Annotated in this window: 10 protein-coding genes; 7 read left to right on the forward strand and 3 right to left on the reverse strand. The window is 72.8% G+C overall.

Annotated elements, in window-relative coordinates; translation table 11 throughout:
* Positions 1-59 precede the first annotated feature (59 nt).
* Complete coding sequence (locus tag AB0B29_RS10180) at positions 60-3149, reverse strand: AfsR/SARP family transcriptional regulator (protein WP_362236526.1); 3090 nt, start codon at positions 3147-3149, stop codon at positions 60-62.
* Positions 3150-3375: 226 nt separating this feature from the next.
* On the opposite strand from AB0B29_RS10180, the gene AB0B29_RS10185 reads away from it, so the two are divergent.
* From AB0B29_RS10185 to AB0B29_RS10210, 6 genes are all read left to right on the forward strand, one after another.
* Positions 3376-4617: an amidohydrolase family protein gene (locus AB0B29_RS10185; protein ID WP_362236528.1), complete on the forward strand. Its 1242-nt coding sequence runs from the start codon at positions 3376-3378 to the stop codon at positions 4615-4617.
* A 14-nt stretch (positions 4618-4631) separates the two neighbouring features.
* A complete protein-coding gene (locus tag AB0B29_RS10190; RefSeq protein ID WP_362237239.1) occupies positions 4632-5534 on the forward strand; it encodes a TIGR03619 family F420-dependent LLM class oxidoreductase in 903 nt (300 codons plus the stop codon).
* Between the two features lie 9 nt (positions 5535-5543).
* On the forward strand, positions 5544-6314 hold the full coding sequence (locus tag AB0B29_RS10195; RefSeq protein ID WP_362236531.1) for an SDR family NAD(P)-dependent oxidoreductase: 771 nt from the start codon (positions 5544-5546) through the stop codon (positions 6312-6314).
* A gap of 96 nt (positions 6315-6410) precedes the next feature.
* Positions 6411-7529, forward strand: coding sequence for an LLM class flavin-dependent oxidoreductase (locus AB0B29_RS10200; protein ID WP_362236534.1), 1119 nt, complete (start codon positions 6411-6413; stop codon positions 7527-7529).
* 91 nt (positions 7530-7620) lie between these two features.
* On the forward strand, positions 7621-9351 hold the full coding sequence (locus AB0B29_RS10205) for an N-acyl-D-amino-acid deacylase family protein (RefSeq protein WP_362236537.1): 1731 nt from the start codon (positions 7621-7623) through the stop codon (positions 9349-9351).
* Entirely contained in the window at positions 9348-10799 is a 1452-nt protein-coding gene (locus AB0B29_RS10210; protein ID WP_362236540.1) for an aldehyde dehydrogenase family protein, read from the forward strand. The genes AB0B29_RS10205 and AB0B29_RS10210 overlap by 4 nt, the downstream gene beginning before the upstream one ends.
* A gap of 6 nt (positions 10800-10805) precedes the next feature.
* Here the strand turns inward: AB0B29_RS10210 and AB0B29_RS10215 are convergent, their stop codons facing one another.
* Positions 10806-11198, reverse strand: coding sequence for a nitroreductase/quinone reductase family protein (locus AB0B29_RS10215; RefSeq protein WP_362236542.1), 393 nt, complete (start codon positions 11196-11198; stop codon positions 10806-10808).
* A 100-nt stretch (positions 11199-11298) separates the two neighbouring features.
* On the opposite strand from AB0B29_RS10215, the gene AB0B29_RS10220 reads away from it, so the two are divergent.
* The gene (locus tag AB0B29_RS10220) at positions 11299-12123 is read left to right on the forward strand and encodes an endonuclease/exonuclease/phosphatase family protein (protein ID WP_362237241.1); all 825 of its coding nucleotides are present in this window, start codon (positions 11299-11301) and stop codon (positions 12121-12123) included.
* An 11-nt stretch (positions 12124-12134) separates the two neighbouring features.
* On the opposite strand, the gene AB0B29_RS10225 is transcribed toward AB0B29_RS10220, so the two are convergent.
* Entirely contained in the window at positions 12135-12836 is a 702-nt protein-coding gene (locus AB0B29_RS10225; protein WP_362236545.1) for a TetR/AcrR family transcriptional regulator, read from the reverse strand.
* Between the last annotated feature and the right edge of the window lie 65 nt (positions 12837-12901).

Below are 12901 nucleotides of genomic sequence, written 5' to 3' on the forward strand. Positions count from 1 at the left end.
GCACGGCGTCGCCCAGAAGACCCCTCAGGCCGCCTGAACGGGGGCACCTTGAGGTTCTCTCAGGCCGCCTGCACCGGGGACAGCAGCGCACGCACCTCGGCCGCCTCGGGCGAGCCCAGCTCCTCGTAGATCGCGGCCGCTTCCTGCCAGCAGACATGGGCACGGCCGGTCTGGCCGACAGCGCTCAGTGCCCGTCCGAGGACCGTCAGGACGTTGCCCCGCCGCCACTCCCCGCCGATCCCGCGCAGCACCGTGAGGGCCATCTCGGCGTTCGCGGCGGCCCGCGCCGCACGCCGGGCGGCGAGATCCACCTCGGCCAGCCGGAACAGGCTCATGCCCTCCCAGAGGCGCTGCCTGCTGTCGCGGAACACCTCCAGCGCCTCCTGGAGCCGGTCGGCGGCGTCGCGCAGCTCCCCGCTCTGGGTGAGGGCCAGCCCGAGGGCGTAGCGGGCGTTCGCGCCGCGCATGGAGTTGCCCATGCCGTCGTAGATGTCGATGCCCTCCTGGGCCAGTGCGACGGCGCTCTGGGTGCGCCCGGTCGCGAGGTGGATCCGGGAGAGGTTGCAGAGCGCGGCGGCCTCGCCGGGGCGGTCGCCCAGGGCCCGGAAGTGCTCGATGGCCCGGGAGAGGTGCTCCTCGCCGTCCGTGTGCCGGTTCTGGTACAGCGCGATGATGCCGCGGGCGTTGCGGGCCCAGCAGACGGGGAGCAGGTCGTCGGACCCCCGGGCGAGCAGGATGACCCGTTCCGCCTCTTCCTCGGCCCGTTCGAAACGGCCGCTCACGTGGTGGACGTTGACGAGCGTCATCAGCGCCCGTGCCTCCGCCCGCCCGAAGCCCTGTGAGCGGGCCGCGGCGACGAGTGCCTCGGCCGTCGCCTCGTACTCCCGGGAGTTGGCCCCCGACTCGGAGAGGTCGTGCGCGGCCCAGAGCATGTCGATGGCCCGGGGGAGGCTCTGCGGCCGCCCCGCGGACTGCCGTGCGCACGCGAGCAGGCACATGGCCTCCGCGTACAGCCAGTCCTGCGCCGCGTGCCGGTCGCCGAACCGCAGCCCCGGGTACGACGTGGTCTCCAGATGATCGACCAGCCGGTCGCCCGGCCGCTCGATCGCGTACACCCCGGCCGCGGACGCCAGATAGAAGTCCAGCAGCCGGGACAGCGCCGACTCCCGTTCGCTCGGCGGCAGTTCGTCCCGCTCCGCGCAGGCACGCGCGTAGAGCCGCACCAGGTCGTGGAAGCGGTAGCGGCCGGGGGCCGCCGATTCGAGGAGGGAGGTGTCCACGAGGGATTCCAGCAGGTCCTCCGTGTCCTCGGCCGGCAGGTCCAGGACCGCCGCGGCGGCGGCCAGGGAGAGGTCGGGGCCGTCCGCCAGGCCGAGCAGGCGGAACGCGCGGGCCTGGGCGGGCTCCAGCTGGCCGTAGCCGAGCTCGAAGGTGGCCTTGACGGCCAGGTCGCCGGCCTGGAGTTCGTCCAGGCGGCGGCGTTCGTCGGCGAGCTTCGCCGCGAGCACCGACACCGTCCAGGTGCGGCGCGCCGCCAGGCGGGACGCCGCGATGCGGATCGCCAGCGGCAGGAAACCGCAGGCGGCCACCACGTCCAGGGCGGCCTTCCGCTCGGACGCCACCCGCTCCTCGCCCACGATCTTCGTGAACAACGCCAGCGCCTCGTCCGGGGACATCACGTCGAGGTCGATCAGGTGGGCACCGGCCAGGTCCACCATCCGCACCCGGGAGGTGACCAGCGCGGCGCAGCCGTCGGTGCCGGGCAGCAGGGGACGTACCTGGGCGGCGTCGCGGGCGTTGTCCAGCAGGACCAGCACCCGGCGCCCGGCCAGGACCGAGCGGTACAGGGCCGCGCGCTCCTCAAGGGAGTCGGGGATCGCCGAGTCGGCCGTGCCGAGGGCGCGCAGGAAGGAGCCGAGGACCGTCTCCGGCTCCGCCGCCCGGGCGCCCGCGCCCTGGAGGTCGACGTACAGCTGCCCGTCCGGGAACGCCGTGCGGGCCTGGTGGGCCACGTGCACCGCGAGGGTCGTCTTGCCGACGCCGCCGATGCCCGCGAGGGCCGAGACCGCCATGACCCGGCCCTCGGCCGAGGCCAGGATGTCGCCGAGTTCGCGTACGAAGCCGGAGCGGCCGGTGAAGTCCGGCACGGTCGCGGGCAGTTGCGCCGGACGGACCGGGACGGAAGCCGGCTCGGGCGCCGGGGAGGAGGGCTCCGCCAGTGACGGATCGGCCTGGAGGATCCGCTGCTGCAGCTCGCTCAGGCCGGCGCGCGGGTCCACCCCGAGTTCGTCGGCGAGCAGACGGCGGGTGTCGGCGTAGACGGCCAGGGCCTCGGCCTGGCGGCCGCTGCGGTAGAGCGCAAGCATCAGCAGCTCGCGCAGGCGCTCGCGGAGCGGATGGGCGGCGGTGAGGGCCGTGAGCTCGGAGACGGACTCGGCGTGGCAGCCCTGCTCGAGGTCCATGTCCAGGCATGACTCCAGGAGTTGGAGCCGCCACTCCTCCAGACGGACGCGCTGGGCCTCCGCGTAGGGGCCGGGCACTCCGGCCAGGGTCTCCCCGTCCCACAGGGCGAGGGCGCGGCGCAGGGTGGCGCGGGCGTGGCAGAGGTCGCCGGCCGAGCGCGCCTTCTCCGCCTCGGTCGCCAGGTCCTGGGCGACGGTGAGGTCCAGGGCGTCCTCGGCGAGGCCGCGGACCGCGTAGCCGCCGGACTCGCTGACCAGGACGGCTGAGGCGGAGGCAGTGGCGCCGGTGCCGCCGGGCCGGCCCGCCCCGCCCCCGGGGCCGAGCACCTTGCGCAGCCGGGAGGCGTACGTCCGTACCGCAGCCAGTGCCTGCGAGGGCGGTTCCTCGCCCCACAGGGCGTCGATCAGCTCCGCCGCCGTGGCGGTGCGGCCCTCGCGCAGCAGCAGGGCGGCGAGCAGCGCGCGTTGCTGGGGGGAGCCGGTGCTGACGGGCTCGTCGCCGCGCCAGGCGCGCACGGGGCCGAGCACGCCGAAGCGCAGGGCCGCGGCCTCCGCCGGTCCGGCCGTCCCGGCCGTCCGAGAGGACTCCGCGGGTCCCGCCGCCCCAGCCGTCGTCGCCGACTCCGGCGTGGTGCCGGGACGCCGCTGCTCCGGTACGCGCGGCACACCCTTCGGTACACCGTCCATGCAGTCCCCCTAGGCATCCTGAGCAACCACGCCAGTTTGCCTTGTTGGCAGCGGATACGTCAGCCGTGGGAGACGCCGATCACAGGGCGGTGTGGGGGGTTCACCAGGTCTGCACACTCTCTTCGCTCGCACCGGGCCGCAACCGCGTGCATCACGCCATCCCGGCCAGAACCCGCCCCCGTACACATAGCTGACGACCCGTCAGATCAGCGCTACCGTGAGCGCCATGGACACCCACGACAGCACCTTTCCGCTGATCATCTCCGTGGACGACCACACCGTGGAGCCCGCGAGGGTCTGGCAGGACCGGCTTCCGGAGAAGTACAAGGGCGTCGGACCGCGCGTCGTCCGGGCCCCCGTGAAGGAAATGACGTTCCTCGGGGGACGCTTCAAGCCGGTCATGGGGCAGCCCGGGGACGACGGTCCCGTGGGGGACTGGTGGGTCTACGAGGATCTGCGGCGGCCCCTGACCCGGCTCGACACCGCCGTCGGGTACGACAGGGACGAGATCCGGCTGGAGGTCATCACCTACGAGCAGATGCGGCCCGGCTCCTACGACGTCACCGCGCGGCTCGCCGACATGGACGTCAACCACGTCCAGTCCGCCCTGTGCTTCCCGACCTTCCCGCGCTTCTGCGGCCAGACCTTCACCGAGGCGAAGGACCACGACCTGGGCCTGCTCTGCGTGCGCGCCTACAACGACTGGATGGTGGAGGAGTGGTGCGGCCCGGACGCGCACGGGCGGCTGATACCTCTGCCCCTCATCCCGCTGTGGGACGCCCAGCTGGCCGCGGCGGAGGTCCGGCGCAACGCCGCCCGCGGGGTCCGTGCCGTCGCCTTCTCCGAGATACCGCCGTTCCTGGGGCTGCCCTCGATCCACACCGACGGCTGGGACCCGTTCCTCCGGGCGTGCGACGAGACCGGGACCGTCGTCGCCATGCACATCGGCTCCAGCAGCCGGATGCCGTCCACCTCCGCCGACGCCCCGCCCGCCGTCGGCTCCACCATCACCTACGCCAACTGCTGCTTCTCCATGGTCGACTGGCTGATGAGCGGCAAGTTCGAGCAGTTCCCGAACCTCAAGGTCATGTACGCCGAGGGCCAGATCGGCTGGATCCCCTACATCCTGGAGCGGGCCGACGTGGTGTGGGAGGAGAACCGCGGCTGGGGCGGCGTCGCCGACAAGGTGCACCGGCCGCCGTCCGAGCTCTTCGCCGAGCACGTCTACGGCTGCTTCTTCGACGACGCCTTCGGGCTGCGCAACCTCGACTCCATCGGCGTCGGCAACGTCCTCTACGAGACCGACTACCCCCACTCCGACTCCACCTGGCCCAAGTCCCGCGAGGTCGGCGAGGCACAGATGGGGCATTTGGAGCCCGACGTGGTCGAGCGGATCGTGCGCGGGAACGCCGTCGAGCTGCTCGGGCTGACGGCCGAGGGGCTGTGGCCGGGCGGCGGCGCGCGGTGAGCCTGCGGTACGGGATGCAGCTGCCCGTCCAGTCGCAGAGCGCCCTCTACGCGGAGGGCTGGGAGGCGGAGGCCGGGCCGGAGGACCTGCTGGAGATCGCCCGCGCCGCGGACCGGGCCGGGTTCGACTACCTGGCGGGCTGCGACCACGTCGGCATCCCCCGCCGGCTCGCCGCCGCGATGAGCACCGTCTGGTACGACCCCGTCGCCACCCTCGCCTTCCTGGCCGCCGCCACCGAACGTGTACGGCTGCTCAGCCACGTCGCGATCGTCGGACTGCGGCACCCCCTGCTCACCGCCAAGCAGTACGCCACCCTCGACCATCTTTCGAGCGGCCGCCTGATCCTCGGCGTCGGCGCCGGGCACGTCCAGGAGGAGTTCGAGGTCCTGGGCGTCGACTTCCACCGGCGCGGGGTCGTGCTGGACGAGTCGATCGACGCCCTGCGCGCCGCCCTCGGCCCCGACGAGTTCCCCGAGCACCACGGCAAGCTGTACGAGTTCGAAGGGCTCGGGCAGCGGCCCCGTCCGGCTCAGGACCCGGTTCCCCTGTGGGTCGGCGGCTCCTCGCCCGCCGCCGTACGCCGGGCCGCGCTCAAGGGTGACGGCTGGCTGCCGCAGGGGGATCCGAGGGACCGGCTGCCCGCGCAGATCGGCCGTATCAGGCAGCTGCGCGAGCAGGCCGGCGCGCAGGGCCCGTTCACCGTGGGTGCCATCACCGAGCCGCTGTACGTCGGCACGCCCCGCTGGGAGACGGGGCGCCGGACCGTGACCGGCGGGCCGCAGCGGCTCGCCGAGTCGCTGCGGGCGTACCGGGCGATGGGCGTGCACCAGATCCAGGTGCGGTTCCGCAGCCGGAGCCGCGACGAACTCACGGACCAGATCGCGGCGTTCGGCGCCGAGGTCGCTCCCGAGCTGTGAGGAGACCCCATGGGCAAGCTCGACGGACGCGTGGTCATCGTCACCGGCGCCGCCCGCGGCCAGGGCGAACAGGAGGCCCGGCTGTTCGCGGCCGAGGGCGCCCGGGTGGTGGCCGCGGACGTGCTCGACGACCGGGGCGAGGCCCTCGCGCAGGAGATCGGCGCGCGCTACGTCCATCTCGACGTGGGCCGGGAGGAGGACTGGCGGGCCGCCGTCACGGCCACCAAGGACGCGTACGGCCATGTCGACGGGCTGGTCAACAACGCCGGGATCCTGCGCTTCAACTCCCTCCTCGACACACCCCTCGACGAGTTCATGCAGGTCGTGCAGGTCAACCAGGTGGGCTGCCTGCTCGGCATCAAGGCGGTCGCCCCGGAGATGGCCGACGGGGGCACGATCGTGAACACCGCCTCCTGCACGGGCCTGACCGGGATGGCCGCGGTGGGCTCCTACGCGGCGACCAAGCACGCCGTGGTCGGTCTGACCCGGGTCGCCGCGCTGGAGCTGGCGGGGCGCGGGATACGGGTCAACGCCGTCTGCCCGGGGGCGATCGACACCCCGATGGCCAACCCGGCCCGGCTCGACCCGGACGCCGACCCGGAGGAGGCGGCGAAGGGCCTGGACCGGCTGTACCGCAAGCTCGTGCCGCTGGGCAGGGTCGGGCGGCCCGAGGAGGTGGCGAGGCTCGCGCTGTTCCTGACCTCGGAGGACTCCTCGTACATCACGGGCCAGCCGTTCGTGATCGACGGCGGGTGGCTGGCCGGGGTCAGCGTTATCTGACGCTCCATCAGGTATTGACGCTCCCGGGGGCCGGTGGAACAGTCGGAGCCATAATCTGACGTACCGTCAGAACTGACCGTGGGGCGGTGAACCTCCTTGGAATTCGGCATCTTCGTTCAGGGATACGTCGGTAAGCGGGCCGAGACCGACCCGCTCGCCGAGCACAAGGCGCTGATGGAGGAGACCGAGTACGTCATCCAGGCGGACCAGTCCGGCTTCAAGTACGCCTGGGCCTCCGAGCACCACTTCCTGGACGAGTACTCGCACCTCTCCGCCAACGACGTCTTCCTCGGCTACCTGGCGCACGCGACCGAGCGGATCCACCTGGGCTCCGGCATCTTCAACCCGCTGGCCCCGGTCAACCACCCGGTGAAGGTCGCCGAGAAGGTCGCCATGCTCGACCACCTCAGCGGCAACCGCTTCGAGTTCGGCAGCGGGCGGGGCGCCGGGTCCCACGAGATCCTCGGGTTCATGCCGGGGGTGACCGACATGAACCACACCAAGGAACTCTGGGAGGAGACCATCGCCGAGTTCCCCAAGATGTGGCTCCAGGACGAGTACCAGGGCTTCCAGGGCAAGCACTGGTCGCTGCCACCGCGGAAGGTCCTGCCCAAGCCGTACGGCGGGTCGCACCCGGCGATGTGGTACGCGGCCGGGTCGCCGCCGTCGTACGCCATGGCCGCGAAGAAGGGGCTCGGCGTGCTCGGCTTCAGCGTGCAGAAGGTCTCCGACATGGAGTGGGTGCTGGAGCAGTACAAGACGGCGATCGTCGACGCCGAGCCCGTCGGGGACTTCGTGAACGACAACGTGATGGTGACGACCACGGCGATCTGTGCGCCGACCCATGCGGAGGCCGTGCGGATCGCGGCGAGCGGGGGGCTGCACTATCTGCCCTCGCTGGTGTTCCGGTACCACGACACGTTCCCGCGCCCCGAGGGGTTCCCGGTGTGGCCGGAGACGCTGCCGGAGTACACCGAGGAGTTCGTGGAGGTGCTGATCGAGGAGGAGTTGCTGATCTGCGGGGACCCGGACGAGGTGCTGCGGCAGTGTGAGCGGTGGGAGCGGGCCGGGGCGGATCAGCTGAGTTTCGGGTTGCCGGTGGGGGTGCCGAAGGAGGAGACGCTGCAGACGATTCGGCTGGTCGGGGAGTACGTGATTCCCAAGATCGACACGGATCCTGTGCATCGGACTTCGCGGTTCCGGCGGGGGGCCTGAGCTTTCGTCGGCGGGTGCGGTGGGCGTCGTGGTTGTTCGCGCAGTTCCCCGCGCCCCTTCAAGGCAACGGTCTCAGAGGAGTTGAGTGGTCATGCTCGATCACGTCATCAAAGGGGCGACCGTCGTCGACGGGTCCGGTGGGCCCGGCTACACCGCCGACGTCGGCATCCGCGACGGGCGGATCGCCGTCATCGGTCGGGTCACGGAGGAAAGCCGGACCGCCGAGGACGCCACCGGCCTCGTCCTCACCCCCGGCTTCGTCGACCCCCACACCCACTACGACGCCCAGCTCTTCTGGGATCCGTACGCCACGCCCTCGCTCAACCACGGGGTCACCACCGTCGCCGGGGGGAACTGCGGGTTCACGCTCGCGCCGCTGCATCCGGACCGGCCCGAGGACGCCGACTACACGCGGCGGATGATGTCCCGGGTTGAGGGCATGGCGCTGGTGGCGCTGGAGGAGGGGGCGCCCTGGAGCTGGCATTCCTTCGGGGAGTACCTGGACGCCCTGGAGGGGCGGATCGCCGTCAACGCCGGGTTCATGGTGGGGCACTGTGCGCTGCGGCGGTATGTCATGGGGCCGGATGCCGTGGGCGGGCAGCCGAGTCAGCAGCAGCTCGCCGCGATGGTGCGGCTGCTGCGGGAGTCCATGGACGCCGGGGCCTGGGGGCTGTCCACGACCCAGTCGAGCAGTCACTCCGACGGGGACGGGCAGCCCGTGGCCTCGCGGCACGCCCAGCCGGCCGAGCTGCTGGCGCTGTCGCGGGCCGTCGGGGAGTGCGAGGGCACGCAGATCGAGGCGATCGTCGCGGGCTGTCTGGATCAGTTCAGCGACGCGGAGATCGATCTGTTCGTGGAGATGAGCGCGGTCGCGGGGCGGCCGCTCAACTGGAACGTGCTGACGATCGACGCGGCCGTCCCCGAGCGCGTGCCCCGGCAGTTGCTCGCGAGCGAGCAGGCGAGGAAGGCCGGCGGCAGGGTCGTGGCCCTCACCATGCCGATCCTCACGCCGATGAACATGTCCCTGGGGACCTTCTGCGCGCTCAATCTGATTCCCGGCTGGGGGCCGGTGCTCGGGCTGCCCGTACCGGAGCGGATCGAGAGGCTGCGGGACCCGGACGTCCGGGCCGAGCTGCTGCGGCGCGCGAACTCCAAGGAGGCGGGGGTCTTCCGGCGGCTCGCGAACTTCGGGCGGTACGTCATCGGCGACACCTACAGCGAGGCGAACGCCGGACTGACCGGGCGCGTGGTGAAGGACATCGCCGAGGAGCGCGGGCAGGAGCCCTTCGCGTGCCTGGTGGAGATCTGCGCCAACGACCGGCTGCGCACGGTGCTGTGGCCGATGCCGACCGACAACGACCCGGCGTCCTGGGCGCTGCGGGCCGAGACCTGGCAGCACGAGGACGTGCTGCTCGGCGGGTCCGACGCGGGCGCCCACCTGGACCGGATGTGTGGGGCGCCGTACACCACCCGGTTCCTCGGGGACTGTCTTCGGGGCCGGAAGCTGGTCGGTCTGGAGCAGGCCGTGAAGATGCTGACCGACGACCCGGCCCGGCTCTTCGGGCTGCGGGAGCGGGGGCAGGTGCGGGAGGGCTGGCACGCGGACCTGGTGCTGCTCGACCCGGAGCGGATCGACGCGGGCCCGGCCACCCTGGTGCACGACCTGCCGGGTGACAGCCCGCGGCTGGACTCCCGGGCGCTGGGCGTGCGGGCCGTGTGGGTCAACGGGGTCGAGGCGATCCGGGACGACGTGGTGACCGGGGCCGTACCCGGCCGGGTGCTGCGCTCCGGGCGTGACACGGAGACGGTGAGCACGAGGTGACGGCACCCCAGTCGCTGTTCGTCGGCGGATCCTGGGTGGCGCCGGACGGCGGCCACTACGAGGTGATCGACCCGGCGGGCGAGCAGACCGTCGGGTGGGCGCCGGAGGCCTCGCGGGATCAGGTGCTCGCGGCCTGTGCCGCGGCCCGCGAGGCCTTCGGGCCGTGGTCGCGCACCGCGCCCGAGGAGCGGGCCGCGGTCCTCGGACGGGCTGCGGGGATCATCGCCGGGCGGCTGAAGGAGTACGCGGAGCTGGCCCGGGCCGAGACCGGAGCGACCCTCGGCACCGCACGCGCCCTGCAGGTCGGGGTCGCCGCCGCCCGCTTCCGGCGCTACGCGCGCGTGGAGCCCGCCGAGTGGCCGGTGCCGCCGCAGATCAACGCGGCCGGGCCGATGGGGAGGGCCGGGGTGATGGGCGCCCTGGCCGTCCGGCAGCCCGTCGGGGTCGTCACCTGCATCACCTCGTACAACAACCCCTGGGCCAACCCGGCCGGGAAGGTAGCCCCCGCCCTGGCCATGGGCAACACGGTCGTGGTGAAACCGGCCCCGCAGGATCCGCTGTCGGTCTACCGGATGGCGCAGGCGCTGCAGGAGGCGGGCGCCCCGCCGGGTGTGGTGAACGTCGTCAGCGGCTCGCACACCGAGGTGGGCGAGGCGGCCGTGGCGTCGCCGGACGTCGACATGGTCAGCTTCACCGGCTCCACGGCCGTGGGACGGCGGATCGCCGAGGTGTGCGGGCGGGACATGAAGCGGCAGTTGATGGAGCTGGGCGGGAAGGGGGCGGCGCTCGTCTTCGACGACGCCGACCTCGGCTCGGCCGTGGCCGGGATCGGCACCACCTTCTCCTTCTACAGCGGGCAGATCTGCACGGCGCCGACGCGGGTGCTGGCACAGCGCGGGATCCACGACCGTCTGGTGGAGCAACTGGCGGCTTACGCACTTCGGTTGAAGGTGGGTGACCCGAGGGAGCCGGACACCGTGGTCGGGCCGGTCATCTCGGCGGCGCACCGGGACCGGGTGGAGTCGTACGTCGAACTGGGCCGCAAGGAGGGCGCGGTGGTGGTGGCGGGCGGCGAACGCCCGGGCCTGCCGACCGGCTTCTACGTCGCCCCGACCCTCCTGGCCGACTGCCGCAACGACATGCGCGTGGCCCGCGAGGAGATCTTCGGCCCGGTGGTGGTCGTCATCCCCTTCGACGACGAGGAGGAGGGCATCGCACTCGCCGACGACACCGACTACGGCCTCATCGACTACGTCTGGTCGGGCGACGTGGCCCGGGCCTTCCGGGTGGCCCGGCGGCTACGGGCCGGCGGGGTGGGGATCAACACCGTGGGACGCAACATGGAGGCCCCCTTCGGCGGGTTCAAGCAGAGCGGAGTGGGCCGCGACGTCGGCTCGTACGCCCTGCACGCCTACAGCGAGGTCCAGTCGATCGTGTGGCCGGGGTGACACCGCTCAGGTGTCCAGGTCCACCCGCACCGTCAGCAGACTCGTCCCCAACGCCCGTACCCCCAGGCTGTTGAGCCGCGGCAGCCCCCGCAGGCGCGCCACCGGATCGTCCTGCGGCATCAGGTGCGCGGTCCCTTCGTGCCACCGCCCCCGGATCCGCACCCGCACCCGTGGATCGGCCTTGATGTTGCGTACGTACTGAGACCGTTCGCCGAACTCCGACACCAGCCAGAAGGAGCGGCCGACGCGGCGTCCGCCCACCGGGGTCCGGCGGGGCAGCCCGGAGGTGCGGCCCGTCGTCTCCAGGACCGTCTGGAAGGGGAGGCGGCGCAGGAGCGGGTTGAGGCGCCGCTGGAAGGCCGTGGTCGCCCGGAACCTCAGGTCGGTGCGGCGGGACATCGTCTGCGGGTCTCCTTCGCACGAAGCTCTCACGGTTTCTGCAACGCTGCCTGCTTCAATGATCCCCCACGCGGCATCGAAGGAGAGCGGGTGGCTGCGGATGCGGATCGTGACCTGGAACCTGTGGTGGCGCTTCGGGCCGTGGCAGACGCGGCAGAAGGCGATCGTCAACGCCCTGCGGGAGCTGCGGCCCGACGTCGTCGGACTCCAGGAGGTGTGGGCGGCCGACGGCGAGAACCTCGCCGAGTGGCTCGCCGGTGAGCTGGGCCTGCACTGTGCGTACGGCGCCTCACCCGCCCCGGAACGCTGGCAGCGGCGGATCGGCGACCCGACGGTCGGCATAGGCAACGCCGTGCTGAGCCGGTGGCCGGTCGTCGACCAGGACGTGCTGCCGCTGCCCGCCCCGGCCGACACGGACGACGGCCGCCTCGCCCTCTACGCCCGCCTCGACGCCCCCGGCCACCAGGTCCCCTTCTTCACCGCCCACTTCACCTCCGGCCCGGGCTCCTCCGCGGTCCGCTGCGGCCAGGCCGCCGCGCTCGCCGGTTTCGTCGCCCGGCACCGCGGCGACACCCCCTTCCCGCCCGTCGTCACCGGCGACCTCAACGCCCGGCCCGACTCCGGCGAGGTCCGCCTCCTCGGTGGCCGCACGACCACCCCGGCCGTGCCCGGCCAGGTCCTCCTGGACGCGTGGGAGCACGCCGACCCGGCCACCCCCTCCGTGACCTGCGACCCTGCCAATCCGTACGTGGCACGCACCTGCGAGCCCGGCGCGCGCATCGACTACATCCACGTGGGGCCGCCCGGCCCCGGCGGACTCGGCCGCGTCCAGGACGTACGGCGGGCCTGCGACGGCCCGGTCGACGGGTCCTGGCCCTCCGACCACGCGGCGGTCGTCGCCGACCTGGCGGACACCACCGAGTAGTGCCGCGTGAGTCAGCCGCGGGGCTCGGTGCCCGTCAGGCGGCTCAGCAGGACCCGCGCCTCGTCCTGGGCCGCTCTCACCTCCGGCTCGCCGAGGCCGCACAGCCTCAGGCACGAGGACGCGATGGCGTCGGTGTCGGCGGCCTCCGGTTCCCGGGAACGCCGTATCTGGATGACGACCTCCACCAGCTGGATGAGGAGTTCGCCCAGCCGCCCGGCGGGCATGGTGCGGGCGACGTCCGCTGTCGCCGCCAGGGCGCCGAGAGCTCCGTAGCTGTCCCGCAGCCGGCCCCGCTCCGCACGGAAGGCGTCGAACCGCTCGGCCCGCACTTCCGGCAACAGGTACAGCGTGCCGATGTTGTACGCGGTGCCGGACAGGGTGCGCACGTCCATCACCGCCACCGCGTGGAGAGCCGCGGCCGCGCCGGCCCGCTCGGGCACGAGCGCCTGGATCTGCTCCACCATCTCCAGGCTGGGCCGGACGGACGTGTCCAGCAGCTCGGCCAGGATGTCGTCCTTGGTGGCGAAGTGGTAGTAGAGCGAGGCCTGCCTGATGCCCACCCGCTCGGCGATCATGCGGGTGCTGGTGGCCGCGATCCCGCGTTCGACGAAGAGCTCCCCGGCGGCGTCGAGGATCTGTGCCCGGGCAGAGGCGCCGGGGTCGGACGGCTGCGTGTGCCGGGGCCGGCCTTGGCGGGAACGCGTCGTCGTCATCCCCCCATCCTGTCACCCGGTGGCGGGCACCCGACCGCGCCCGGCACACCGGTGCCCGCGCCGCG

The organism is Streptomyces tibetensis (assembly GCF_040647715.1).
Taxonomy (GTDB): Bacteria; Actinomycetota; Actinomycetes; order Streptomycetales; family Streptomycetaceae; genus Streptomyces; species Streptomyces tibetensis_A.

Coding starts and splice junctions, on each gene's coding strand:
- AB0B29_RS10180 (WP_362236526.1), bottom strand. CDS start 3,149: ATGGACGGTGTACCGAAGGGTGTGCCGCGCGTACCGGAGCAGCGGCGT.
- AB0B29_RS10185 (WP_362236528.1), top strand. CDS start 3,376: ATGGACACCCACGACAGCACCTTTCCGCTGATCATCTCCGTGGACGAC.
- AB0B29_RS10190 (WP_362237239.1), top strand. CDS start 4,632: ATGCAGCTGCCCGTCCAGTCGCAGAGCGCCCTCTACGCGGAGGGCTGG.
- AB0B29_RS10195 (WP_362236531.1), top strand. CDS start 5,544: ATGGGCAAGCTCGACGGACGCGTGGTCATCGTCACCGGCGCCGCCCGC.
- AB0B29_RS10205 (WP_362236537.1), top strand. CDS start 7,621: ATGCTCGATCACGTCATCAAAGGGGCGACCGTCGTCGACGGGTCCGGT.
- AB0B29_RS10215 (WP_362236542.1), bottom strand. CDS start 11,198: ATGTCCCGCCGCACCGACCTGAGGTTCCGGGCGACCACGGCCTTCCAG.
- AB0B29_RS10220 (WP_362237241.1), top strand. CDS start 11,299: ATGCGGATCGTGACCTGGAACCTGTGGTGGCGCTTCGGGCCGTGGCAG.
- AB0B29_RS10225 (WP_362236545.1), bottom strand. CDS start 12,836: ATGACGACGACGCGTTCCCGCCAAGGCCGGCCCCGGCACACGCAGCCG.